The organism is Mucilaginibacter sp. CAU 1740, assembly GCF_039839285.1.
Classification (GTDB): Bacteria; Bacteroidota; Bacteroidia; order Sphingobacteriales; family Sphingobacteriaceae; genus Mucilaginibacter.
Window position 1 is genome coordinate 278,208 of the sequence record NZ_JBDOQS010000005.1, and the last position, 24,675, is coordinate 302,882.

Genomic DNA, 24,675 nt, shown 5'->3' on the forward strand with positions numbered 1-24,675 from the left:
AGTAAACTTCCTTTAAGGAAAATTTTGTTAACATTCTGGCAAGTCTTATACCTGTCTTCTCAACCGATTCTCAACTGTAATTTGGACTAATACGGCATGATTTGACGCTTACGCAGACAGCTTGCTGGTTATTTCGTAACTTTCGTATAACAACTCAACGAGGTCCTTACTGGCCACTGGATAGTTTCTTATCGAGATTCTACATATAGAAACTGTATTTCAGTTGCATTTCCTCTGTTGGGCTTAAATACTTCAGAATTTCACCCACATTTCTTGCGCATTCAATAGTGATTGGAAATTTGCGATCAAACTGCGTATTATTCCAGTTCATTTTGGTAAGCGCAAGTATTTCGTCACATATCAGATTGGGTGATTCATCGTAAGATGCCAGTTTTATTTCCAAAGCACTTGGGATGTACATGCCTGGATAAGTTTCATAATAAGGCACTGATCCTCTTGTATATAAAATGTGATGTTGGTCGCTTAAATGAAGGTGGGTGCCTCGCATTGGAGGATAGCCACCAAACCGATAAAGCCGAATGTCTGATTGTTGAATAGATACCAAATCGACCTGATTAATATGAAAGTTTTTAGCGGCCTGCTTAAAACCATATATCTCGCCCTCATTAAAATTAGAAGTTTTGTGAAGTACCAAGCGTTTAGGAAATATTTTTATTGCATCATAATATTCTTTTAATGATTGAGTAAGTAAATTGAAAGCCTGCTCCTCTGACAAGTGAGGTGTTCGGTCATTCTTCTTTAATGTGATCTCCTCGCCCCTTAAAATTACGCCTTTACCGAGTTCGTTAAATATTTGTGCAATACTGGTTTGGGTTGTTGTTTTATCGCGGCTTTTAAAAAAACTGATCCCTGCATAGCAAGTGGTTTCGGCCGAATCTTTTCTGACCAATGCCCAAGGCGTTCCCGAAGCTTTATAGTACAATGCGGTGAAAAAGTTCCAGGCGATCGTTGCAGTATCCTGCATTTCTGACGTTGGTTTAGCGATCCTATCCCTTACGATCTGAATAGGTATATTATACTGCATTGCCGCTGCTTTTAAATACCGTCTGAAATTTTGCTCTTTAATCGAAATTTCTTCCTCGCTGAAATCAGAATCTTCATCATTATCAGGTTCATCCTCGTCATCAACAGGTGCAACTTCGCTGTCTTGTATGTATGTTATAAAATTTTCACCCAATGCACAAATGACAACATCCGGCTTTTTATTTTTAGTCAAAAATTTTATCTCCGTCAGATACAAACCGGCAATCTCCTTTATTCTTTCTTCAAGATTCGCTTTGGATTTAATAATGGCATCGAAATCACCATTATTAATCTTACGGATGTAGGTATCATCATAAACAACTTCGCTTTTAAACCCGATATCTTTGTTGAATCCACAAAAATTCATAAATAAAGTTGGGTGAGGGTTTTTACTCTCCTTTCCGGCAATGTGAGCTTTACAACTTTCTATCCATTCCAAAACTTTGTCCACACTTTCACCTTTACCTATTACTCCTATTGTTATTTTTTCCGGTCGGACATTAGATATATCGAACGGAGTATAGTTGTATATACCTTGCTTCGGGCAGATGTGCTGGTCGGTTCCAAATTGCAATGAGGGTTCTTCGATATATCTTAATTTCATTATTCAAAGAGAGAGTTATCTGATAATTCGTTATCTACCTGTAATTCGGCTTCCAAAGTTTTTCCTTTTTTTAAGGGGACTTTTGCCGGATTCCAAGTAGCCTCCTCTAATTTTGGAGAAATAGTTAACGGCTCGACAGGATGCAATTTCAAATAAGGGTATTCCCTTGTAAATAGATCTACATAGGTAAAATAATAGCTGAAAAATCTGAAGTAATTGCAAACGGCACCATTATTTTCCATGCGTTTGATACCGGCCATATAATCTGATTCAAAGCGACTTTCCTTGTATCCACCGGGATTGGTAAAACTCCAGGTAGGGTTAAGAACCAGGTACCAGTCTTCGCCGAGGTCAAGAAACGACCCTCTGAAAGCCAGATTTCTGTAGCAAATAATATGCTGTTCCTTTTTATTTATCATTTCAAAGATTACCGTTTTTGTGGCCTCTTTTTTACCTTTCCATTTAAGCCGCTTTTGGTTAGGCACTTTTTGGTTATTGGCGAAACGAAATATCCCCCTCGGTTCAAACCATTCAATTTGCTTTTGCTTGCAAAATACCATCATTGTATTTCTGAGCAAATGCTTGAAAATCCTTTTATAGTCATAATTGGTTTCGTAAAATTCCGCGCATTCAAAACGTTCTACATTGCCTTTTTCGATGATCTGTCGCATGGGTTCCGAAGGATCGGATAGGTCAATAAATGTAAAAATGCAATTTTCATAGGTCACCCATTCCGCCGAATAAACCGATTTCATCCTTAAAGCACTTTTTATAAGCTTGCCTTTTTTCATGCTTTTGATCGGCTTCCGCTCATTAGCAATCAGATAGCGGTTAACTTCCTCGATTATTTCGGCTTCGTTGGTGATATTCAATTCTGCTTTATAGAGATAAGTCGGAAAAGTGACCCGTAGCATATTTGGCAGAATCGCTTCAGACTCATTGCTCAAATACCCGCTTACAAATTTTTGCTGCCGGGTTTGAATCTGAACTTCTGAGAATTCATGTTCAAATATTTTCGCTATGGCATGTAACTTAGGTGTAGAGCTGATAGCATTGATTTTTTTTAGGAGATCGTCCTTATCCAAAACATGTTCATCGGTATGGAAAATAAAATCATTTGGGATAACATCCGATAATTTGGATTGGTTATACTTTTCCTTCTTATGCGTAATGATATAGATATAAAGCACCTCGAACTGTTCATTAAGCTTGTATTTTGCAAAAGTTTCTAAAGTGCCTTTAATTTTGTCGAAATCGGCTGTTGATGTAACCTGAAAGGCAACTCTGTTTTTAAAGTCCGCTAAATCAATAGCCGGGTAATTTTTCTTTTGAGTGGCGTTAAGGTTTTCCAGTTCCAAACCAAAAGTTTCGTTCAGCACAGGTATCAGGAAGCTTTCCGCGTGTATATTAATATGATATTGATTTGTGGCATTGAAGCCTTCAACTTCCAATACAAACCTGGCGGTATAAGTAGTTATTTTGTTAATGTGGTCGATTCTATTCATAAATTTATTTCGATCAACCTGGTTATTAATTGGGATAAAATAGTTTAATATCGCATGGGGTAATGCGCTACATTTATCTTGATAATGTTAGGCATACTCAAATATACAGTATTAATCCAATGCCATTGTGAAATGACTGTAAAAAACTATTATTTTTAGTATATTAAACTGAGCCTTATTTTATGAAATATGACGTATATGCGATCATGTCCTACGAAACATTTTTGTTAGGGCAATTTCAGATATCGACCAATGGCCTCTTTTACAGCGGCGGACGTTATTATATTTATTGTCCGGAAATTACCGAAAATACGTTGGCCACTGACGGGCAAAATATTCATGAATGGTTCCTCGATCATAAGATCATGGGAACTCAAATTTTGCTTACAAATAAATTGCCTGAAAATGCGGTTCAAATTGACGGGGAAATCGCCTCATCCAAGGCTCTTGAAGCCGGGTATTTGGTTACGCAATCTGATGTTGAATACGAGATTCAGTTGCTGATACCAAAGATGTACCCTGATTATGAAATTTTAAACACAAGGCCAATTTCAGTGTCATTTTTCGAGGATGTCTCGGGTGAAGGGTTTGATAACTTGAAGAACATTTTTAAAGAGGCTAAATTTCAAGTTCCCGTAAATTTTGTTAATGGCACCAAACCAGAGAAAAAACCCGAATCTCAACTAAACTTCATCCAAAACGTAATTACGGCGCACGATGCAAAACGTATACTTTCATCGGAATTAACTCTTGCTTGGGAAGAAGATGAAGATAAGTGGATGGACACAAGGCATAAAATATTGACTTCAAATCCTGACGATAGCCAACAATACAAATCAGAATCCTTACGAGCGAAGCAATTCCGCTGCCTGATTGATTGCAGTTCAGGATTTGCAGATAATATCCGCAACTATTTGACTATGTACGATCAAATCTGTCTTGTGGCACAATATACCAAAAATCAAGAACAGGCTTTTGAACAATTGGGTCTAAGTAAAGATGAGTTTTTAAAGCTGCATGAGTTAAATAAACTACAGGTGCTTTTTCCAAAATCAATTGAAAATTATGATCAAAGTTTACTTCAGGATTTATTAAGTATAAAAAAAAGTAACGTTCATCTTTCCCGGTCGGTTACGACGATGACTGTTTCCGAAATGAGGAGACGAAATCCGTTCCTATTCCCTGCAATATCCATCGAGGAAAAGCAGTTATTGCTATCTTCTGTCGATAAATCCATTCCATCTTTAACACAAAACCCGAAGTTAGCACAAGCCATACGTGAAACTATAACAGATACGGGTAACGGTTGGGTAAGATTCCCTAACATGATGAACCAGCAGGATTCGATTATATTGAGCAGTTTTGGTACCATGAACTTGGTGCGGCCAATGCTTGAAACTTATACCAACCGGGACTTTAAATTAGACTTTATGATGTCGGCGCCTGCTGTAGAATGGGCCGCGGGTACAGGTTCTATATTAATACCGTCCACGGTTCATGGCTATGATACCACAGCGGTGAGTTCGCTTATCGCCGATCTTTATTCAGGTACACCCAGTGAAGACTGGGTTATGCAGAAGCGGGATTATGCCAATTTTACAGCTGATAATATTTTAGCGATCAATGGATATCTGCCAGTAGTTGAACTTGCCACAACATTCAATTCAGTGGAAACGGCACGATTCAGAAAGTTGGTATTAGATATCTCAAAACATCAGGGAACATTAGAAGAAGTAGCTGAAACCGTTGAGGCTTATAACCATTTTGTGAAACAGTATGAAAAAAACAAGGATCATTTAAGCGCATGGAATATCAAGGGGTTCATTATCGGCTTATTAGGAAAGGCCACAGATATCCCAATGGCTTCTTGGTTAATGGGTCACGCGCTAAAATACGCGATTAAAATAAGTGGGAACAATCCCTCATTAATCAAAGTCATAGAAACTATTGAAGCTGGTTTGCAAGGAAGTGTCCCGGATGCCGTATTGTTAAGCAAAATGCGTGATAAGGTGAAAAAAAAACTTTAAGAACAAAAAGCCGCCCAGATGGACGACTTTTTATTCTTCATAAAATTTTGCTTCTGGTCGGTGCTTTCGCCGCAGCATTTTAATAACTTACAAAAGCTCTATGCAATACCCAGCTTCATAATAAAGCAATGAATATTTTCTTAGGCAACGACTAACGATAAATTTTAGCAGTGTAAATTAGATTTATAAGTGTCGCAAAAATCGCGCAAAAGTATCGCTTGTACGGCTGTAACGCTCACTATCCTGATCGAATCCTTTACCTTATCATAACCAAATTGTTCGATAAGCTCGCAAAAACTGGAATTAAAGCAAGATGACGATGTTGGTGTACTGCCGGTAAACGATATCTCAACTAATTTATTGATTTTATTGAAGGGGTAATCTGCATTGCCGGGCAAGCCCCGGATGTGCAGGCTAAATGACCATTTAAAGTTTATCCCAAGAAATCGGATTGTTTTAATTCATCTTCTGAATTAAAAGATTGCCTATACAAAATCATTGCTGTATAAAGTGTTCCCATCACTGTTTGTATGGGCCGGTATTGGACATCCAGAAGGTAATCAAAGCCAATCGTTTCTAAAAAAGCATTTGTTTCTTTTTCCAGTTCTGCAGCGGTAGCCGACTCAATTATTTTAACAAGCTTGCTTAAGCGGACGGGCATAATTTATATTTGATTTTGCTAAGATAAAATTTCCGAGCGTAATAGTATGAAAACCCTACTGTTTTGCTTTTGTCGGTGTTTTCATACCACCATTTTCATATTAACCGAACAATAAAGCCCCATATGATATGGGGCATCGCAATAATGTAATAAAAATTTTCATCGCCATTGAAAAGCTAACCGCTAACAAGCAATTTTAGCAATGCAAATTTGATTTATAAGCGTCAAAGTAATCGCGCAAAAGTTTTAAATGCGAAGATTAATATGGAGACTGGCTGCCCACACTTTTACCACTTCTTTTGATCAAAATTTTACCATTATTGAATGGCTTGTTAAAACTCCAGCTACTGTTTTTGAAAAACGTTGTGTCCCGGAATACAGGACCTGTTGAGACCGTATCGAACGGCATGAATTCAGAACCCTTTATCTCACTATTTCGCCAAACCGGGTAATACTGTTCTAACTCGGCAGCGTCAATACCATAGTCGGTGGACCAGTAGAAATGTTTAAATGAACAATGCTCATCAAACCGGGAGCTTTCAAACTCTGTATTAATCATACATGAATTATCAAAGTTACTGTCCATGAATGTCACATTTTTGAATTTTAGTCCATTTAATTGAGCGTAGCTGAACTTTACTCTGTTGAACACTACACTTTCCAGTTGCTGGTTCAAACTTTGCAAAATTACTTTCCTAACGCGTTCAATGTGAGTAATACTATTATCAGTTCCTGCCGAATCTCTCACAGTCCGGCTAATAGAATAATTTACTGAACCGAATACAACACCGCTAAAATCAAAATTTTCAATAACTTTTAATTTCCTAATGCAATTACTTAATGTTTCGATATTCCATATCAACCGGCGATTTAGGTTCTTGGTTGCCGAGTCGGAAGTATCTTGATTGGCAACTATAAACCAGTTACTTCCTGCTTCCTTTAGAAGTTCTCTATTTTGTTGGGCCAAAAAAACTAAAGTCGCTTTTGCGTCACGTCTTACTAATTCGGATTTAATGAGGCTCCTAACGGAATTTAGGGTATCTGACTCTGCCGCAATACCCAATAAACTGATAGTTCTAATCCGTATACTTTCTTCGACATCCGGCTCTACATATCCCAGCAATGCGATAATTGCCGCAAGCTTAGCGGTTTCAGTATGGGAGTTTGTAAATAATTCAACTTTTTTTATATAAGAATCTTCAAATTGTTGTTTTTGCAATAAATTGAGTTGATTACGTTGTGAATAAAAAGTAATAAACAATCCGGTTATGCCAATAAAAGCGGTTAAGAATGTCAACCAGACTTTTTGTTTTTCAAGTTTAATTTTTGATCTATGGCTTTCGACCTCATTTCTTGCAATTTGAACTTCAAGTCGTGCTTTCTCATTTCTCAATTGAGAATTTTCATCCTGATCTAAACTATCTTCGTTGGAAAACATATCGCTCTGTATTATAAATAGTAACGCAAACCGAAGATAAACAAAATGCATTATTAGCGCGATAAGTTAAGACGCAATTTTGCGTCCGATGCCAGTGAGAAGAAGCAAACGGCTAACAAGCAATTTTAGCAATGCAAATTTGATTTATAAGCGTCAAAGTAATCGCGCAAAAATTTTGCCTGTACGGCTGTAACGCCTACTATTTTGATTGAATCCTTTACCTTATCATAACCAAACTGTTCGATAAGCTCGCCAAATTAGATTATAAAAAAATAAATAGGTGTTCACCTGTAAAAGTTATCTCGAGAAAGAGGTAATCTGCATTGCCAAAGCAGCCCGATGCGTTGGCAATGTCGTGATTTATAAGACTTATTAATGGACGTCCGATTATTTTAATTCATCCTCTGCTTCAAAGGAGTGCCTATAAAAAATCATCGTTGTATAGAGTGTTCCCATTGCTGTTAGCAAAGGCCTGTATTCGACATTCATAACATTCTCAAAGCTGATTGTTTCTAAAAAAGCATTTGTATCTGTTTCCAGTTGCACGGCGGTATCCGATTCAATTATTTTAACAAGCTTTTGTATGCGATTGGGAATAATTTTACGGTTTAATTCTACTAAGATAAAAATCAAAAAAAATGATTAACGAAACACAAGTTTCCTTTTGCTTAAGCATTCAGCATCCACTATCGATGAGATTGAAGGTTCGCCAATCGAATCAACGATCTGACTAACGATGAAGCGCCTTATCTTGTACGCGAAAAGTTCGCGATGTTTGATTCTACCTCTACTCTGAAGCCGGGCAACACAAGGAGATTGCCTGGTAAACATGAAAAAATTAAACACAACTGTCAACAATATGTTACCGACCTGCGTCGATTCAGATCCCCCAATAGTATTAATTACAGAAAGGCAACTTTCAACAATGTGTTATCAAGCCTTGGTGTTCTTATAAGATAAACTTAAAAACCACATTTGGATTTAAGTGTAGTTATAACCTCTCCCGCCGAATATACTCGATCGTCCCCCCGCTATCTTCGCAAGTTTTATAAGTAAATTATTGGTTTTGTCACACTCGGCATTTTGGGGATTTAGGGTAAAAAACAATTTGCTTTTTTTGAAAAACTTATATAACTTTCATATTAATAGCCCATTACACCTACTTTCAACCTATCACCATGAAATCGATATCAATATCCATTTGCTTCATCATTTTTTTCATTTCTAATTGCTTTTTCGCAAAAACCTATGCGCAGGGGATTTACGAAGTTACTTACAATTTAAACTATAGCAACGGGATCACCGAATATAAAGCATTAATTTTCTATTATTCAAAAAACAGTACAAACAATGTAATGCGTTTTCGATTCTACTCGAAGGGAGAATGGAAGTTAGTAGAAGAAAAATTTCATATATCAGAATTTGAACTACATGGCAAAAACTATTGGGTTATTCATGGTGATCGAAGTACTAATGTCGACGACACTACGGTCACCTATCGTACTCACAATTTATTTTTAACCAAATCACCATCGGAAACTTATTATGTTCCAGATATAACCGTCACAAAAACTGCTAATGGCAACGTGTATGGAAAGGTAACATCATTTACCAAATTAAACAGGGATGATATATCTAATGCTTATCTTAACGACTACAAATGGAAATGGAATACACCAGACGATTCTTTTGCAGCGAGCCGAATACAGTTGATACTCGTTTCAAACACCAATGATTCACAACTTGGTGACGGCTTCAGAGTAAACCATAGAAAAGTTAAAGCGTTTTTTAAAGACATCGCCAAAGTTTGCGGAGTTCCCATCAATATCATTGAAATTACAGGAGAAAACTTTTCTCAACCAACTTTAAGGAAGTTAGTTTCTGATTTTTTACCTTCCGAAAATGACATTGTTATATTTTATTATTCCGGCCACGGTTTTCATGCGCGTATGGATAATGGTTCCTGGCCATCATTAGATCTTAGACAAGGCTTTGCTGATGGCTTGGCAGAAGAAAATTCAATGTCGTTGGCCAAAGATATTTATCAACCTTTATGTAATAAAAAAGCCAGACTTACTATGGTATTTGGAGAGTGTTGTAACATGTATGCAGGTGCATTGTTCCCTATAAAAGATAATACTTTACTTATGGCACCAAGTAACATGCTGAACCCGGCTGCCGTAAAAAAGATGTTCAATAAGACAGGTAATTTCCTGATTGCAGGCAGTGACGTTAATGAACCTTCTTATTACGGTTTGGGCTGGGGCGGTAGTTTCTGTAACAATTTCATAAGTGCTTTTTTACAAGCAACTGGCATTAGCAGTTCCTCAATGAGGTGGAAGGATATAATTTCCTCTGCAAGATTATCCACGATGAAAGACACAGAATCTGAGAAGAAAAAACAAGAACCTATTTATCACTATGAAGTTAATGATTAGAATTACGAATTTATGCGTTGTAATTTATTTTCTTTGTCCGCTTAACCTCGCGGCTCAAACTGTTCCTGTTGACTCAGCATATCAAAGATTTTCGAGCCATTTGGAAAAATTACTTGTTGGTCCTAAAATTAGAACTTGCGAAGTTTTCTATCTTTCCACAGGTCAATCAAAAATCCTTGAAAAGCAGAACGATAAAATCAATGGTTACCATTGTTTAGCTATCGAGAAATTTAATTTGGCGCGAACCAAACGGACAATACAAATTCTAACTGATACTACCAGTTTCATCTGTAGTAAGTTTAAGAAAAGCTGCGCGTTTGAACCTGAAATTTATTTACGATTTCGTGGAAAACGTCATAAAGAAATTCACGTGGTTATTTCAGTGTCATGTGAACAGGCTGCCATTGTAACCAAAGATTTTAAAACAGTTTTCAACTTAGGCGAATTATCAGTTAATGGAGTTACCAATTTAAAAACCTTGACTTCCAATCCTAATTTGAAACACTGAACACGTCCCAGCAACCTTTACTTTTATTCCAATCAATTGAATAATATTTATTTGCAACCAGCTTATAAACAACTGGTTTTCTATTTGCAGTCACAACTTTGATATAAAATTCAGTATCCATTCGCCAGCTATCGGGATGACTTATACTGCCAATGGATGAGACGATCCAATGCACATTATCGAATGAAACAGCATAATTTAGTTTAGAACTTGCCCTTATAAAAACCCTATTAGGAAGATAACCGGGCGTTTGGGCGCTATGCAACGGAGTTTTATGGACAGTATCCTGGCGGCTTGTCATTTCCAAATGAGGAATTACTATCGCTAACACTAACAGCATGATTGAATAAACGTTATTCATCTTCTTTGGGATTACCAGTCCGCCCTAATAAATAACCTGCAATAGTTCCAAGTAAGCCCGTAGCCGGTGCTATTTGGTTATTATTATAACCAGCAGTAATTAAATAAATTGTGCTTATTATAACCAATGTGATGATGATAAACTTCACGGCCCTATCTTGACTGATTCGATTGGTTTTTATAAGGTAAAGCTCGACGAAGATGACGAAAAGACCAAAAATCAAAATTGAAACGGACAACATAAATTCATATGAAGTCATAAAGCCCCATTGACTGTCCTTAATCATCTGCCCCGGAACAGGATTAACAAATTCCTCTTTGGCTGGTTCGGCAGCTTTTTCTGATGGTGATTGAGCGTAAAGCTGCCCGCTTACTATACTAAATAAAAGTGACAAGGAGTATTTAGCTTTCATACCTTAAAAATAATATATAAGATTTAATAAATCAAGGTGTTATACTTTTTTTATTGATAAATACTTTGAACAAAACATCTGATTTGGACCTAACATATTATCGCAGCGACCTAAACGAACTTTTCCAATACGCCCTAATTATTTTGCATTGGGATTTGTTTCAAATTGTTATTTGCACTCACTTTTTCAATATGTAAAAAACGGGCACACAGTAATCACCACGGCCAAAGTGCCCAAAGTATCGGACTTTGTGAAGGTTTTTTTCAAGAATATTACCAAACCACGATTAATTCTAAAATCAGGTACAACAGTAGTCGACTTTGCAAAAGGTGGACTCGAATGTTCCCGGATGAGCAGCCCTGCCGGTCCCTCACAATTAATAAACTTGGTAACATAACTGATTTCAATAAAGCCGAATTTCATTTGCTTCTCGTCGGTATTTTATCACCTTAGGCACTTTTCTGCTCGCTAATAATCTGCCCAATGTGCTCCTGCCTCAAATAAAAATCAATCCCCTTTTTCTTAAAACCGAGTGGTTTCAGTTGTTTCTGAAAACCTTCCTTAATAACCTTTTCTAATTTTACTTCTGCTGTAGTCTTCATTTAATAGGTTTAGCTGTTGATGGTTCGGGTACTTTTCACTTAAAAAATTCAATCTTGAAACCGGTTCCTTTGCCCTTTTAGGTTCGGATCGCGATAGTTCCCTGCAGTACTTCCACATGGCTCTTCACCAGCAACAGGCCCAGGCCTTTCCACTTCACTCGCTGGTAAACCTTGAACCGGCTGAGCATCCATACCAGGAAGTGAAAGAGGCAAACCGATTTCACTGATTTTACCATCTACACATCATCATTTTCTTTACGCTTTTGCATGTTTTTTCGATATCCGGAAAAATCACTTGGAAACCTTATTTGCTTGTTGTTCTGGGTCCTCGTTGTTACTTCGATTTAATTTTAACAATATCCGGTAGTTTCGTATTAAATTTCAGGATGCACTTGTCTCTTTAGCGTTGTGTTCCAGTTAGGATTTGCGGATAAAGCTGAACTTACCTACCCGTGGAAATTTCCGGGTTGCGCTATGCTTTTCGCCAATTCGAACACTGGGGCTTTGTTCAAAGAAACAAGTCACCTGTATATGAAATATTGTTGGCAGTGCGCAGCAATGAAGTATTCACGAGCCTCGCCTGTTTACCGTTCAGGCTTGTTGCACATCTGTCGGTATTTTGTATGTTTTGCCAGCGGTAGCGTAGGTGATCAGCGGTGGTATGGCTTTACCTTCGGGTGAGTCCAGCTTAGCGATGACCTTGAAGATAATGCAGTCCACATCGTTGATGGTCCCGCTGCTTTGCTTTTTACCGGCAAAGATGTCCTGGGCGTTATACAGTTTCAGCCATTCCGTTTTGTTGGCTTCAATGGCCTGTTTGATGATATTTAACGGAGGGGGCTCGGTGCAATTATTGGATTCGGAAGCTACTTTCGCGGCTGCGACGTTGATGTCCGCACCGGCTTTGATGCCCTGCTCGGCGGTTTTGGATCCGAAGTAGAAAGCGGAAATGGCGACAACCAGGGTACCGAGTGTTTTGGTGACGTCGGAGGCGATGGCGGATGATGGTATGGCGGCCAGTACGAGAGAGATCAGGACGTATAAAAGGATAGCGAGTATCGCAATGATGGCCCGTATGCTGCCATCAGGTAAGCCTAACGGAAATTTACCGTCTTTCGGCGTTGTGAACACAATGACAATGAGCGCGATGACAAGGATCGTACCTATGATAAAGACAAACCAGTTACCGGTGGTAAAGGTGCTCCTGTAGGTAGCGTTCAGCAGATTGGCACTGGCGTTGGTCAGGGAGTCCATGCGCGCTTTGAGGTTTTTGTAATCTGCTGCTATTTTCTTTTGGGCCTGCCACAATCTGGTGGTGTCCTTTACTAATATGTCTATACGTTTGTTGGCGGCGGCCAGTTGCTCGTCGGTCGCCTGTACCGCCGCCGAAGCTGCGGTCCGGCCGAGTATGAGTAATAACAGGAGGGCAATACGTAGGCTTGCCCGGATGTGGGTAATCGTCAATGCCGGGTTGGTTTTCATTGTTTTCGTTGGTGCTTGATGATGAATGGGAAAGTTCTGCTGGTAACCTGGGTTATTCCCCCCCTTTTTTGGTGGGTCTTCGGGCGGTTTTGGGACAAGCTGAAAGCTGGGCGCTTATGGTTCTTCATATTTTATTTCAGGTATTGGTCGTTTTTGTTCCGGGTTTAAAGAGGTCTATCACTTTCATTGCTGCGGTTAGTCCGAGCGGAATGATGGTAAGGTATCTGAGGAGGTCAGTGTAGGCTTCTTTCTGCGAGGTGAAAAGGAAAGCGAGTACGGTGATGATCAGCAGGGTCAGTGGCGTCCTGAGTTTGTTCCAGTTGCCGTTGTCCTTGATCTCCTGCTGGATTAGGTCGGCTTCGGATTTTCCGATCGCGGTCAGGATAAATTCCCGGAAACCGTTATTGAACAGCCGGAGCACACCATGACGGCGGATGATCAGGCCCTTGCTGATCAGTAACACAATGTTGTAGTCATCGTAGGGGTTGATCAGGCCGTCTTCTGCAAGGTCGTAAAGCAGGAACTTTTCTTCTTTCGTTAAGGATTGCCATATGTACATGTAGAAATAATGGGCGGTGATCCCAAGTTTAAGAGTCAGCGCGTCGCCGGTGATATGTGCGTCCTTGAGCGCTTTGTTGATGGTCCTGACGGGTGCACGCAGTTCGTTGAGCATCAGCCCTGCGCGCGTTTCATGCTGGAATGTTTTCCTCCAGTTCCGCAGATCGTTCAGGTCCGGTGAGTCGTTGACGAGCGGCTGGATGACGATGCGGAAATGGCCCAACAAGACATGCCAGCGCTCCAGTTCGTGTTCAGGATTGGTTCTGGTGCCTCCGGGGGCTTCACTTTCTTTTTGCTGGTTGATCGAATCAAGGAAGTTGACCGGGTGAACGGTGGAGATGATGATCACTTTAGCCGATTTTTTTTCGAGGATGCTTTCGAGCAGGTTGAGTTTGGTCCTATTCGAATTAGGGTTCTTGATATCATATTCGAACTGGTTGACGACAATAAGTTTATACTTGTCTTTCAGGAGTTCGGCGACCATGGTATCCCAGGCATCCTTGGCCTCCGTGTTATCCAGCTCGTTCGGGATCAGGAACATGTCGGCGACAAAGACGTTGCCGTCAGTCATTTGCTGCTCATCGAGGTTCAGGGAGGTATCGGCATAGCCTTTAAAACCGCCGTCAATGAGGGTTTTGACTTTCGTCAGTTTTCCCGAACCCGGTGCGCCGATCATAAATATCAGCTTATTCGTTACCTGGTCGTTAAGGATCGCTTCGTCGATGTTCTCCCAGCCCTGCTCTTTCGGAAGGTTTTGTGCGAACAACCTTCGGAGGATATGGTGGAACATATACCAGAACGTCACCAGGGTGATGATGAAAAGCAACCAGAATATCCAGGACTTGTAGCTGTTATAACTGAACAGGCCGGGCAGTTCGTACCGCAGGTCCCGGGATGACAGCTGACAATATGCGCCATTGCTCAGACGGTTCCTGCTCAGGCCTTTCCCTCCCTTAAAAATACTGGAGAAATACCAGGAATCGTCTTCAGGAAGCTGGCTTAGCCCGCTGATATCGGGCAGGAGGTCATCGTTGTTCATGGTCAACAACTGAAAAAGCCGGATGGCCAAACCGTTATTACGGTCCTCGTTGACGGTATCCTTGACTTCTTCCGGGAAGCGGACAGCGTCGATCCAGACATCGTCAAGATAAACGGCTTGCCGCTTCAGGCCGGCGCTGTCCGTGATGCCTTTGTCCGATAGCTGGGTAATAAAATGGCTTTGGCGGTAGCGGGTTAGGAGTTTGATATTGTAATTATCGATGGTGATGTAAAAGAAGAAAACCGAGACCCCGCTGGTAACCATCAGCCTGCTGAAGGTCATTAGGGAAAAACTGGCAGTGAAATCGCTTGCTGCCAGCCTGCTGACGAACCGGTATAATGACTTTTTTCGCGCGTAGACCTTGAATAAAGCATACAGGGCGGATCCCAGGATGATCTGGAACAGCGGTACTGTCCACAACTGCCCCATTGCGAAGGCGGTGATGTCGAAGATGAGGAGCACGGATACCATGGCATAAAGGCTGTAAACCTTCAGTTTCTTCCGGCTGTCCATTGATTTATGATAGCTTACGGCGTAAAGCGCATTCTGGAACATATAGGACAGGCTGGCAGCGGACAGGAATATAAAAAAATATTCAAAGAAGCTCAGGCCGAAGCCTGAGCAGGCAATGCAGGCGAGCACCACAAGTACATTACCGTAGAACGCGAGCTGATAATCATGCTGGAAGCGGTCGTCGGGGCCGATCCAGGAAACATCGAAATAATGTTTTTTATAATATGCCGGGCGGATCGATACGGCAAAGATCAGGATCAGTTCCAGGCCCAGGATGGCGAAAAAACCAAACATCATTGAAAAACAAAAGAAAAACTGGTTTTGCAGCAGCGTACGGCTGTACGCCGCATCCTCCATAATGACCAGCGTCAAGGGGAGCCCTTCCATTGGTGTCGCGAACATCTTGAAAGGTTTGCCGGAGTATTCCGTGGCGACGGCTGTATCCCGGTTGGCGTGGATGGCTGAGGACAGTACCTGCCTGTCTTCCGTTTCTTCGAGCAGGTTTTCGTTTAATTGCCGCGCCGGATCGGAATGATACAAAACCTTGCCGTCGGCATCGATGACTGCGAAGGCATAGCCCGGCGTCATCAGCGGGGACTTCAAACTCTGCAGGTCGAAAGACATCACGGTGAAAGTATTCTTTCTTCCCTGCAATGATCTCATCGCCATGACCGTGGTGAAGAGACCGGAAGTACGGGATATGACGGGCTCCAGCATAAAGGCATCCTCATAACCGAGGAGGTATGAACGGCCGGCTGCTAACTGTCTGATATAATTCCTATTGCGGTAATCTCCTCTTGGGACGGGGTTTCCGGCAGGGGTCCAGTTATGCTTTTCGTTACCCGAACTGTCCAGCTGGATGACCTGATGAATAAGGATGGAAGAGTCGTGCCCCAGACTTCGGTACAGGTCGGCCTGGACAGGCTGCGGGAAAGACCAGCTGTTAATACTGTCCGGGCTATTCTTTTGGTCTGCGTTGATGCACTGGTCCGCCAGTTTTAAGGCCGCATAGGTGCGCTTCATCTCCTTGCAGACATTTTGCTTGATCTTTCCGCCAATGGTTTCCGCGCCGAACCGGAACCCGTCCTGGCCCGGTATCAGGTGCATATTGTATTGCAAAAACGTGAATAGCAGGATCGATGTCAGCAACATTGGTACGGCAAGGATAAATATCCCGTCCACCGAGGTGAGCCGGTCCTGGCTGCCTATCTGGTAGATCTTGATCCATGGTACAGCCAGGATAACTGACACCGCAATTAAAAACAGGGCCAGTACCAGCGGCTCCGGCAGTTTGTTCCTTTGGGTGACATAATGGGCTTCAGTTAACAAGCCCGAAACGGTGAGCTCGCAACCGGGGGCGAAAGAGATCTGATGGCAGAACATTTTATAAGCGGTGCCGCTTAACGTGATCGGTTTTACGGGTGTGGCGCTAAATGGGCTCTTACCGGTCCGGAGCGAATCTCTGACTACCACGCTGACTCCGCTGGGGAAAGTCTGGTAGACCACCACGTCACCCTTGAAAACCAGGTATTCATCGAAAGCATCTTTACGCAGCAGCGGGCCAAACAATTGCTCCAGCGTATAACTGATCTCCAGGACTTCCGCCTTTTGTTTCAGGCGAATGGTAAGGCCGTTTTCATCCAGGCTGAACGATGGCCCTTCATTCAGGATAGTTTGTGCCTGGCTCCTGCCCGGGGTCGTTCTCTGCTCTTTTTCTGCCGCAGTGTGTTTGCTTGCCTGTGTATCGGTGCTGAGGGTATAATTATCCGTCGGGTAGTCTTTAATGTAGTCCCGCACCTGCTTATCATCGATTCTCCCCTTTCCGTCTGTTTTCACGGCCCTCATAAGGGTTTTCAGGAGCTCGAGGGAATTATCGGCCTTTTCCCTGGCGTTCTTTTCCAGGGTCTGCAGGGCGCGGAACTGCCGGGCCTGCAGACTGGCCGTGTTCGCCGGTACATACCACAGTAAATAGGCGGCACCCAGGGACATCAGGAAAAAAACGGTCGCGAAGACAAATCCTTGTTTTGGCGAATAGGAAAGGTCGAGCCTCATGCAAAGCGGTGTTCAGTTCAGTTATAAAAATGATTTGGTATGAACCAGGATGACCGGGCATCCTTTGAATCGGTGGGCGGTTCTCTATTTACTGACGGGACGGTTGCTGCCGAAACCGACAATGAAATTCAGCGCTGCCAGCAGGTTACCCCCTTTATTAACCGTGCCATCGAAATCACGGCCGATGCTGAAGGAGACTACCTGGTTTTTACCTACCTGGTAGTCGGTGTTCAGGGCGTAACGCCAGGAGGATTTAATGTCCGGGTTATCGGAAATGTCCCGGTACACGAGTTCGGCACCGAAGGTAAAGCGGTTGCCGGGTGCCCCGTACAATAACCGGCCGCCGAAGTCGAGGGTATGGTAATCGGGCTGGGCGGCTTTCGCGTTGACCTGCGCTGCGCTCAGGTCGGGATTATGCAGAAACCGTACGATCCCCAAAGCATCCAAACCGCGTTTTCCCTGGTATCCGGCTGTAAGCCATGCGCCGGCATTGGCAAGCTTGCCGTTCGCCTGGTTCAAAAAAGCATAGGAGAAGCCTCCTGCCAGGTCGATGACCAGGCCGGTGCGCGAAAAATCGAGCGATTCAACGATTGATTTAATACTGTCGAGATAGCCTTTGGCGTCATTCCTGGCTTCAGCGTCCGCCTGGCGTAAGGCCTTTTTCCGGGTTGCCGAGTCCAGATTGGTTTGGGCTTGGACTTCGTTTTGGTAATCGGTCCTCAGCTTAGTATACTTGCTGAGATAATTTGAAGTGGATTTTATCTTATCCAACGTATTGTCTTTGATCTTCCCTCTTTTGAGCGACAGTCTGAAACCCAGGCCGATTCGGGTATTTGTCACGTCAGCCACGCTGTCTTTTACGTTTTTGAAGGCGAATGAGGTAACGAAGGTTTGCCTGATGTTATTCCAGATATTCTTATCGTTCGTAAATTGCTCATAAGTAATATACTGTCCCCGGAATAACCAGGCGGGCGCGAAATCAACGGCGTAGGAATTCGGGATCGTCGACAGGTTATCCGTTGAACTCAGCAGGGAAACTGCGAACGCGGTCGGGTCCGAGGGCTTTTGGATGCTGGTCGGCGATATACCGATCAAATTAGCGCCAGGTGATGCCGGGGCTTTTAACACATTGATCTTCCAGCCATCTCCATCCGGATCGCCGTTGGCCCTGGAGTGTTGTGCCTGAATGCTGCCCGCAGCGGCCAGGCTGGCTGTAAACACAGCTATAAAGAGCGACTTTTTCATGCGCCTAAAAGATCTATTTGTCCACTGTAATCAACCACATCTCCCCGTTTAGACTGGTCCTCCTTCAACAATCGGAAATCGCTGGGTGCATCGGAACCGACAAGCTCGATCTGGACGCTGGTGCGGTGTTCATCCTCCTGGATAATTGCAACAGCAGGGAGTATAGAAAGATGTTTGCCTGCCAGATCTGCATTGGTTCCAAGCGGGATCTCGAAAGAGTTTTCATAATTGCCGTCCTCGTTAGCCTGTTCTGTGACTAAGGGAACGGCGTCGATTGAAACAGAGGTCTGGGCGAGCTGTCCGAACCCGACAGTTACTTTCAACATCACGATGTCAGCGGACCCGTTTAGCTGGTACGAGCCTTCTAATTCAGTATCTTTCATTTTCAATGTTTTTAATGGTGGCACAATAATTCCCGTTATCAGGTCATTTTTTCGTATTTATTATACAATATGAAATTATATTATGTGGTGTATAGAATAAATAGCAATTTCTTGTCATTTTCAAGGAATTTTATCATAACTTACTGATAACTAAACAATATTGCGACTATGAACAAGTACCCCAACCCTACCTGGCTTCATTATTTGTACACGTCAAAAAATAAGGGGTATGATGTGATCGGGGAGGATCCGGGAGGCATTGAGTCGATGATCCATAACCTGGGCAGCGCTGGTTTTGACTTGTTCTCTCATAACGCCCCGGTCGTTTACCTGAATGATTACCGGAGTAATGGTTATGTTTTCATGTCCAAAACGATCAGATCACTTTGCGGGTATGATGCGGACACTTTCGTTCGTGGAGGTATTGGCCACGCGATCAGCCTATTCCATCAGGACGACTTGCGGTTGTTCAATGAGCGGATCTTCCCTGACCGGCTCAAGTTCCTGCGGTCCGTACCGCCCGATGAGCATAAAAATTATTTATTCAGTTATAATTTCAGGATAAGGACGAAAGGCGGGCAATACATCAGTATTTTGCAGAAAAATACTTTTATACAATCGGACTTGCGGGGAAACCCGCTGATGAGCCTGGGCATAATCTACGACATATCTTCCTATGCAGACCCGGGAAAAGCGGTGCACACGATCGAAAGGTTCAGTATGGATTCGCCCCCGGGCAAGATCGAGACGCTGAGCCGGATGAATTACTACCTCGAAGAGCAAAGCAGTCAGTTTTCAAAAAGGGAAAAAGAGGTGCTGTTGTGGATGGCAGATGGCCTGACGAGCAAGGAAATCGCTGGCAAATTATTCCTGAGCGAACATACGGTGATCAACCACCGTCGGAATATGCAGGAAAAAACAAATACGCCTAACGCGATCAGCCTGGTGGCCTATTCTATTAAAATGAATTTAATCTGAAGATGCGCATGAAAACTGCCGTACGGTACCTGGAGGCTGAAGGTACGGTCATTGCTTACCGGGAGGAAAACCCGGACCGGGAAAAAACGGTATTTTTCCTGCATGGGAACTCTGGCTCCCGGCAAACCTGGGACGGGCAGATGGCATCCCCCCTGCTCTCGGATTTCAGGATGGTCGCCTTCGATCTGCCGGCTCACGGAAATTCGGGGGGGCCGGACACTGATGCCTTCGGTTATTCACTTGCCAGATTAGCTCGAATTATGTCTTCGGCGATCAATATGCTGGGGGGCGATGAGCCTTATTTTCTGGCAGGCCTGTCCCTCGGAAGCAATATTGCCTGCGAGAGCCTGGCTTTAGTTAAAGCCAGGGGATTGGTTATGATCAGCCCCTGCATTATTGGTGCGGATTACCCTGTTAACGTGCTGTTCAGGCCCGGGGCCGATCTCCGCGCGGTATTTGCGGATGATGCTGACGAGCGTCTTATCCATCAGACGCTGTTAAGTTGCGTGCATACGGGCACTCCCGAATTGCTCGCGGATTTACTGGCTGATTACCACAAAGTCAAGGGCAATTTCAGGAGCCGGCTGTATGAAAGCGTCCAGAAACAGCAATATGGCGACGAAATCAAAATGCTTCAGGAAAGCGGGATCCGCCCGCTTGTCCTCTTTGGGGAAGACGACCCTATCAGTAACATTGGATACCTGGATCCGCTGGAGCATAAGATGTGGAATGGAAAAATATATAAGTTAAAACAGGCAAGTCATTTTCTGCATCTTGATCAGCCTTCACTGGTCACCAAATTGCTTCATGACTATTTCGGTCAATACAAATGATTGATTGACTTTAAAAAACACGCTTTGGGACAATCTGATCTTTGATAAGATTGCAGGGAAAAACGCGTCGGATAGCAATTCGCCGGTTAGATACGCTGTTTGGGTCGCCTGATTTTTGTCCGGTTGCTCAGGTCCTGGTTTATAGCTTTCTTGATCCCTGAAACACCATATGGCTTTAGCAAGTTCATTTTCTTCAGGGGAGTCTGGGCCGACGGCCTGGAATGCTAATTTTTTATCGGACACCTTAAAATATATAATGCAGGTACCTTTTCCGTATCGAAGCCCTGTTTGATGGTATCAAAAATATTAATCTTACAAACGGAGGGCTTTTCGTTCCGCAAAGCGTGCGGAATTCGAATTTCCTTTTAGCATAAATATACGTTTTAGTTATTTTGAGCATAGTTGAGGAACCCAAGCTGTGCGTTATTCGAACCAGCTATCAAAGGGATTTGATTCGCTTATAGCCTGAATCTGAAGAAATGAAAGGATTTTTACAAAAACATCATAATCTGACATTGCTGAGTTATCCGAAATAACAAAATTACTAATAGATGAAAATAAAATTTATTCTACAGGTTCGTCATCATCTCCCAAAATGTAATTTTTCCTTTTATTACAAATGGCAATGAGCAATAATTTTTTCTTTTCCGTATTGGAGTGATTAATCTATTTTTTGCTCATTGAACTTATATTTGATACTAAGGTGCTCCAAAATTAATCCTGTTCACTTAGCGTAATTTGTACCATCATTTACATTACTTCTGCCATTTCTATGGTAACCATTTTCAACTTCCTTTCTACTTGCTCAGTCACATGCGGCGCGCAGGCAAAATTATTCTCCAAGCATTGTCCAACGATAGTTGCGGCAAATGTTTGTTCTTAGTTATAGTACTAGTTCCGTAAGATAATCCCGCAATGTAGATCAAAGCAAACGCCGGATGAATACGAAGAAAAAAGCCTTCTTCCACTGGCATCCCCATCATAGGCATGAACCAACCACCCCTATAAAGCGCCATTAAAAAGTTAATGCAAATCATATCCTTACTCTTAAGAAAATATTTTTTATCAATAAATTACATATTTTAATACAAACTAAAAAATACTTTACTATTTTTGTCGCCAAACTTAATAAACCGGATTTTATCACTTATGAAGAAAACCTTTATGTTCTTTGCTGTTGCGACAGCATTATGGTCGTGCAAACGACAATCAGACATCTCTCCCTCTAAAACAACTACGCCAGCCAAGACCGGCACAGTCAAAACAAGAGCTGTGGCAGACGGCGCATGGGACCTGTTAGGCTACGGCCTCGATGTAACAGGCGACCTGCTCAACCCATCAAGCGTATCGGACGCACCGATTTTCGACATGAAAAGATTTGATACCGATTACCACAGCAGGACCGATGTCGGCAACACCGGAAGTGGCGTAGACAGGTATTATTACGGAAGCACCGCCGCCGATTATTCAAGGGAGCTAAGCAATTCAAGATCATTCGACGCCAACGCAGGTAATGCCGCAAAAATTGAAGGTGCCCAGAAAGATGGCCCCAAATTCCTTTTCTCAGCCAGTTTCAGCAAAAGCAGCTCTGACGACAACAAAACGTCGTTCTCGAGTGCCTACTCTTATGCCAGCTATGAGGCCATTCACGCGGTAAAACGGATCAGGTTAACCCGCGACGCAACTATTCCATTGCTGATGAATTACCTTACCCCTGAATTTATCAATAACGTGGCCACTCAAAGTGCCGAACAACTTGTAGCCAGGTACGGCACCCACGTGATGCTGGATATCACTATCGGCGGATCTTTCAGGCTCGATTACAACGGCGCAAACTACAACCAGACCGATTACGCCAAAAAAACTTCTGAAACCAAAATCGGGCTTGGCATCAGCGTGCTCAAGGTAATTGGCGTAAACCTCAATTCGGATAAAACCTCGACTGAAATCACCCAGGCTACTGTCAATAACACGACCAGGCATTATACCGCGACCTATTATGGCGGCACCAACTCCGGACAAAGCATCTCTATCGACAAGGATGGCAATGCGAGCACCAACAGCAACATTGCAGGCTGGGAAGCAAGCGTTACCGATAAAAACTCCGCGTTGATCGATGTAGGATGGGCCGTATACCTCGACAATTTCATTGCCGACCCTGTTAAAAAAGCACAGGTAAGGGCCGTGATCGAGAAGCATATCAGCGACAGGCAGATCACCGTAGCCCCACAGCAGGTATATGATTTTTATACCAATACCAAGGGCAGGCACGCTTACAACCTGGACCCGAACATGTATGTTAAATATATCAACGACGGATGGCACCCGAACAGCCTGCCGTTCAAGGCCTTTTCAACGCCGTTTAACAATGCTGTCCCGATCTATCAAATGTACAATGGCCAACTCAACGACCGGATCCTGTGGCCTAACCCAAACCCCGGATGGGCCGGATATAACCAGGACGGTATTTTATTTTACGCCTATACCACGAATGTTGCCGGCACTGTACCGATCTACTCATTCAGGCATACTGAAATAGGGCTTGTGAAATTCAAACCGACCGTAGTAGCACAGGACCACTATTACAGCCCGAACTCCACTCCGTTTGATTCAAATTGGGTAAGCGACGGGGTTGCATTCTATGCTTTCCCTAACTAATTAATATTTATACAACAGTGTTTATTAAGTTTCGGGCGTGTTTCAGCAACGACGGCCCAATATAACGCCCCGGTAAAAATCACCGGGGCATTTTTTTACAATTCAGTCAATTCTTACGCAGCTCCCTCTATAAGCCGGTTCCTTTTACAGGATCCGTTGAAATCAACAATAGCTACCGCAACGCGATCTTACGAATGGCCCTCGCCTGGTAATCCGAGAAATAAAGTGTTCCCTCATCTTTTGAAAGCGCGATAGACAGCGCATGCACGTCAGCCCTCCTGCCCTGCCCATCTTTATTATCTCCCGATTGATCCGGGCCGGCGATCGTCGTCACTTTTCCATCGTCTATCCTCCGGATATAACCGCTGTCCGCTACATAAAAAGTCCTCGCATTCTTAGTAATGGCAAGGCCTGTGATCATCGAGAACCTGTCCAGTCCCAGATCCATGAACAAACGTTCCGATCTTCCCCCAGGCGTATATTGATAAATAAAAGGCCCATCAGAAAAATACTTTACTTTATTGTACCCGATACAAAACGCGCTGAAGGAACCATGCGGGTTGGATGGCGTACTGAGTTCATCAGTATTGAAATCGACTTCGTCAGTTCCCACACTCCCGTAAGGATTCTTTTGGTATTTGAAGGCGCTGAACCCATTATTGAACCAAAAGAAATCCTCATACGGATCTTTGAACAGGTTCCTGTTAGTTGCGTAAGTCGACGTAGAAACAAAGGCCGGCTGGCCCGGCTTAAAAATCCAGGTCTCGGGAAAATCACTGTTATCATTAATCGCCGTGATCACGTTGATCGTACCATCTTTGGCAACACCCACCGAAAAAGCACCATACATCTGCTCACCGCCTGGCGCGTCCGGCAACTTGATGCTGGTCACCGCTCCAGCCGGCGATAATTTCCTGATCACACCCCGGTTGCCGTCTGCAACATAAATGTTGCCATCATCAGCCAGTTGTATCCCGTCTGTATACAGAAAACGTACATTTTTTCCGCTACCATCAACCAGCGTAGGGCTACCGGAATACGGCCCTCCTGCGATAGTGGTGACCATGTAGGGACCAGCGATATTGCTTGCCAGGCTTAATGGAGAAGATGCCTTTTCAGTTTCCGGGACTGCTAGTTTATCCTTTTTGCAACCCGTCATTAGAATCAGTAAACATGCGGCCGGTAAGATGGTTAAATTGAATTTCATTTGTATAAGTCAGGTTTATTTGCATTGATCGAAATCTGAATGAAGATAAAATAACTTTAAAAGACAGGACAGGACTAACCCGAAGTTGTGCTGATATCGGGTAAAAGTGAAATGCTTTACACAATTA

The 24,675-nt window shown here is 42.9% G+C and carries 20 protein-coding genes; 6 read left to right on the plus strand and 14 right to left on the minus strand.

Annotated elements, in window-relative coordinates:
- Window positions 1-199: 199 nt before the first annotated feature.
- Window positions 200-1,648, minus strand: a complete 1,449-nt coding sequence (locus AAFN85_RS13605) for a hypothetical protein (RefSeq protein ID WP_347527930.1) — start codon at window positions 1,646-1,648, stop codon at window positions 200-202.
- Entirely contained in the window at window positions 1,648-3,153 is a 1,506-nt protein-coding gene (locus tag AAFN85_RS13610; RefSeq protein WP_347527931.1) for an SMEK domain-containing protein, read from the minus strand. The genes AAFN85_RS13605 and AAFN85_RS13610 overlap by 1 nt, the downstream gene beginning before the upstream one ends.
- 182 nt (window positions 3,154-3,335) lie before the next feature.
- Between AAFN85_RS13610 and AAFN85_RS13615 the strand changes: the two genes are divergently transcribed.
- Window positions 3,336-5,180 carry a hypothetical protein gene (locus tag AAFN85_RS13615; protein ID WP_347527933.1) on the plus strand — a complete coding sequence of 615 codons (1,845 nt, stop codon included), beginning with the start codon at window positions 3,336-3,338 and terminating at the stop codon, window positions 5,178-5,180.
- Window positions 5,181-5,613: 433 nt separating this feature from the next.
- Here AAFN85_RS13615 and AAFN85_RS13620 read toward each other — a convergent pair whose 3' ends face one another.
- The 3 genes from AAFN85_RS13620 to AAFN85_RS13630 all read right to left on the minus strand — a co-directional run bounded on the left by AAFN85_RS13620 (window position 5,614) and on the right by AAFN85_RS13630 (window position 7,912).
- A complete protein-coding gene (locus tag AAFN85_RS13620; RefSeq protein WP_347527934.1) occupies window positions 5,614-5,841 on the minus strand; it encodes a hypothetical protein in 228 nt (75 codons plus the stop codon).
- Between the two features lie 259 nt (window positions 5,842-6,100).
- Window positions 6,101-7,279, minus strand: a complete 1,179-nt coding sequence (locus tag AAFN85_RS13625; RefSeq protein WP_347527935.1) for a hypothetical protein — start codon at window positions 7,277-7,279, stop codon at window positions 6,101-6,103.
- 387 nt (window positions 7,280-7,666) lie between these two features.
- Entirely contained in the window at window positions 7,667-7,912 is a 246-nt protein-coding gene (locus tag AAFN85_RS13630) for a hypothetical protein (protein WP_347527936.1), read from the minus strand.
- Between the two features lie 545 nt (window positions 7,913-8,457).
- On the opposite strand from AAFN85_RS13630, the gene AAFN85_RS13635 reads away from it, so the two are divergent.
- Both AAFN85_RS13635 and AAFN85_RS13640 read left to right on the plus strand, forming a co-directional pair.
- Window positions 8,458-9,717: a hypothetical protein gene (locus tag AAFN85_RS13635; protein WP_347527937.1), complete on the plus strand. Its 1,260-nt coding sequence runs from the start codon at window positions 8,458-8,460 to the stop codon at window positions 9,715-9,717.
- Entirely contained in the window at window positions 9,701-10,225 is a 525-nt protein-coding gene (locus AAFN85_RS13640; protein ID WP_347527939.1) for a hypothetical protein, read from the plus strand. The genes AAFN85_RS13635 and AAFN85_RS13640 overlap by 17 nt, the downstream gene beginning before the upstream one ends.
- Here AAFN85_RS13640 and AAFN85_RS13645 read toward each other — a convergent pair.
- From AAFN85_RS13645 to AAFN85_RS13680, 8 genes are all read right to left on the minus strand, one after another.
- Complete coding sequence (locus AAFN85_RS13645; RefSeq protein WP_347527940.1) at window positions 10,209-10,586, minus strand: hypothetical protein; 378 nt, start codon at window positions 10,584-10,586, stop codon at window positions 10,209-10,211. The two genes, AAFN85_RS13640 and AAFN85_RS13645, sit on opposite strands and share 17 nt — an antisense overlap.
- Window positions 10,579-10,998, minus strand: a complete 420-nt coding sequence (locus tag AAFN85_RS13650) for a hypothetical protein (RefSeq protein ID WP_347527941.1) — start codon at window positions 10,996-10,998, stop codon at window positions 10,579-10,581. Before AAFN85_RS13650 ends, AAFN85_RS13645 begins: the two co-directional genes overlap by 8 nt.
- A gap of 449 nt (window positions 10,999-11,447) precedes the next feature.
- Window positions 11,448-11,600: a DUF4304 domain-containing protein gene (locus AAFN85_RS13655; protein WP_347527942.1), complete on the minus strand. Its 153-nt coding sequence runs from the start codon at window positions 11,598-11,600 to the stop codon at window positions 11,448-11,450.
- A 77-nt stretch (window positions 11,601-11,677) separates the two neighbouring features.
- Window positions 11,678-11,836: a hypothetical protein gene (locus tag AAFN85_RS13660; protein ID WP_347527943.1), complete on the minus strand. Its 159-nt coding sequence runs from the start codon at window positions 11,834-11,836 to the stop codon at window positions 11,678-11,680.
- A 355-nt stretch (window positions 11,837-12,191) separates the two neighbouring features.
- Entirely contained in the window at window positions 12,192-13,082 is an 891-nt protein-coding gene (locus AAFN85_RS13665; RefSeq protein WP_347527945.1) for a hypothetical protein, read from the minus strand.
- Between the two features lie 136 nt (window positions 13,083-13,218).
- Entirely contained in the window at window positions 13,219-17,244 is a 4,026-nt protein-coding gene (locus tag AAFN85_RS13670) for a cache domain-containing protein (protein WP_347527946.1), read from the minus strand.
- 84 nt (window positions 17,245-17,328) lie between these two features.
- A complete protein-coding gene (locus AAFN85_RS13675) occupies window positions 17,329-18,489 on the minus strand; it encodes a hypothetical protein (protein ID WP_347527947.1) in 1,161 nt (386 codons plus the stop codon).
- Complete coding sequence (locus tag AAFN85_RS13680) at window positions 18,486-18,872, minus strand: hypothetical protein (protein WP_347527949.1); 387 nt, start codon at window positions 18,870-18,872, stop codon at window positions 18,486-18,488. Before AAFN85_RS13680 ends, AAFN85_RS13675 begins: the two co-directional genes overlap by 4 nt.
- Before the next feature lie 168 nt (window positions 18,873-19,040).
- Between AAFN85_RS13680 and AAFN85_RS13685 the strand changes: the two genes are divergently transcribed.
- The 3 genes from AAFN85_RS13685 to AAFN85_RS13695 all read left to right on the plus strand — a co-directional run bounded on the left by AAFN85_RS13685 (window position 19,041) and on the right by AAFN85_RS13695 (window position 23,341).
- On the plus strand, window positions 19,041-19,850 hold the full coding sequence (locus tag AAFN85_RS13685) for a LuxR C-terminal-related transcriptional regulator (RefSeq protein WP_347527951.1): 810 nt from the start codon (window positions 19,041-19,043) through the stop codon (window positions 19,848-19,850).
- Window positions 19,851-19,858: 8 nt separating this feature from the next.
- Window positions 19,859-20,683 carry an alpha/beta hydrolase gene (locus AAFN85_RS13690; protein WP_347527952.1) on the plus strand — a complete coding sequence of 275 codons (825 nt, stop codon included), beginning with the start codon at window positions 19,859-19,861 and terminating at the stop codon, window positions 20,681-20,683.
- 1,149 nt (window positions 20,684-21,832) lie between these two features.
- A complete protein-coding gene (locus tag AAFN85_RS13695; protein ID WP_347527953.1) occupies window positions 21,833-23,341 on the plus strand; it encodes an MAC/perforin domain-containing protein in 1,509 nt (502 codons plus the stop codon).
- Between the two features lie 172 nt (window positions 23,342-23,513).
- Here AAFN85_RS13695 and AAFN85_RS13700 read toward each other — a convergent pair whose 3' ends face one another.
- Window positions 23,514-24,548 (minus strand): hypothetical protein, encoded by a 1,035-nt coding sequence (locus tag AAFN85_RS13700; protein ID WP_347527954.1) that lies wholly within the window; start codon window positions 24,546-24,548, stop codon window positions 23,514-23,516.
- Window positions 24,549-24,675 lie beyond the last annotated feature (127 nt).

Excerpts from the sequence above, each read along its gene's own strand:
- AAFN85_RS13650 (WP_347527941.1), bottom strand. The coding sequence starts at position 10,998 with ATGAAAGCTAAATACTCCTTGTCACTTTTATTTAGTATAGTAAGCGGG.
- AAFN85_RS13610 (WP_347527931.1), bottom strand. The coding sequence starts at position 3,153 with ATGAATAGAATCGACCACATTAACAAAATAACTACTTATACCGCCAGG.
- AAFN85_RS13690 (WP_347527952.1), top strand. The coding sequence starts at position 19,859 with ATGAAAACTGCCGTACGGTACCTGGAGGCTGAAGGTACGGTCATTGCT.
- AAFN85_RS13655 (WP_347527942.1), bottom strand. The coding sequence starts at position 11,600 with ATGAAGACTACAGCAGAAGTAAAATTAGAAAAGGTTATTAAGGAAGGT.
- AAFN85_RS13680 (WP_347527949.1), bottom strand. The coding sequence starts at position 18,872 with ATGAAAGATACTGAATTAGAAGGCTCGTACCAGCTAAACGGGTCCGCT.
- AAFN85_RS13660 (WP_347527943.1), bottom strand. The coding sequence starts at position 11,836 with ATGGTAAAATCAGTGAAATCGGTTTGCCTCTTTCACTTCCTGGTATGG.
- AAFN85_RS13695 (WP_347527953.1), top strand. The coding sequence starts at position 21,833 with ATGAAGAAAACCTTTATGTTCTTTGCTGTTGCGACAGCATTATGGTCG.
- AAFN85_RS13605 (WP_347527930.1), bottom strand. The coding sequence starts at position 1,648 with ATGAAATTAAGATATATCGAAGAACCCTCATTGCAATTTGGAACCGAC.
- AAFN85_RS13675 (WP_347527947.1), bottom strand. The coding sequence starts at position 18,489 with ATGAAAAAGTCGCTCTTTATAGCTGTGTTTACAGCCAGCCTGGCCGCT.
- AAFN85_RS13640 (WP_347527939.1), top strand. The coding sequence starts at position 9,701 with ATGAAGTTAATGATTAGAATTACGAATTTATGCGTTGTAATTTATTTT.
- AAFN85_RS13665 (WP_347527945.1), bottom strand. The coding sequence starts at position 13,082 with ATGAAAACCAACCCGGCATTGACGATTACCCACATCCGGGCAAGCCTA.
- AAFN85_RS13685 (WP_347527951.1), top strand. The coding sequence starts at position 19,041 with ATGAACAAGTACCCCAACCCTACCTGGCTTCATTATTTGTACACGTCA.
- AAFN85_RS13700 (WP_347527954.1), bottom strand. The coding sequence starts at position 24,548 with ATGAAATTCAATTTAACCATCTTACCGGCCGCATGTTTACTGATTCTA.
- AAFN85_RS13670 (WP_347527946.1), bottom strand. The coding sequence starts at position 17,244 with ATGAGGCTCGACCTTTCCTATTCGCCAAAACAAGGATTTGTCTTCGCG.
- AAFN85_RS13615 (WP_347527933.1), top strand. The coding sequence starts at position 3,336 with ATGAAATATGACGTATATGCGATCATGTCCTACGAAACATTTTTGTTA.
- AAFN85_RS13620 (WP_347527934.1), bottom strand. The coding sequence starts at position 5,841 with ATGCCCGTCCGCTTAAGCAAGCTTGTTAAAATAATTGAGTCGGCTACC.
- AAFN85_RS13635 (WP_347527937.1), top strand. The coding sequence starts at position 8,458 with ATGAAATCGATATCAATATCCATTTGCTTCATCATTTTTTTCATTTCT.
- AAFN85_RS13625 (WP_347527935.1), bottom strand. The coding sequence starts at position 7,279 with ATGTTTTCCAACGAAGATAGTTTAGATCAGGATGAAAATTCTCAATTG.
- AAFN85_RS13645 (WP_347527940.1), bottom strand. The coding sequence starts at position 10,586 with ATGAATAACGTTTATTCAATCATGCTGTTAGTGTTAGCGATAGTAATT.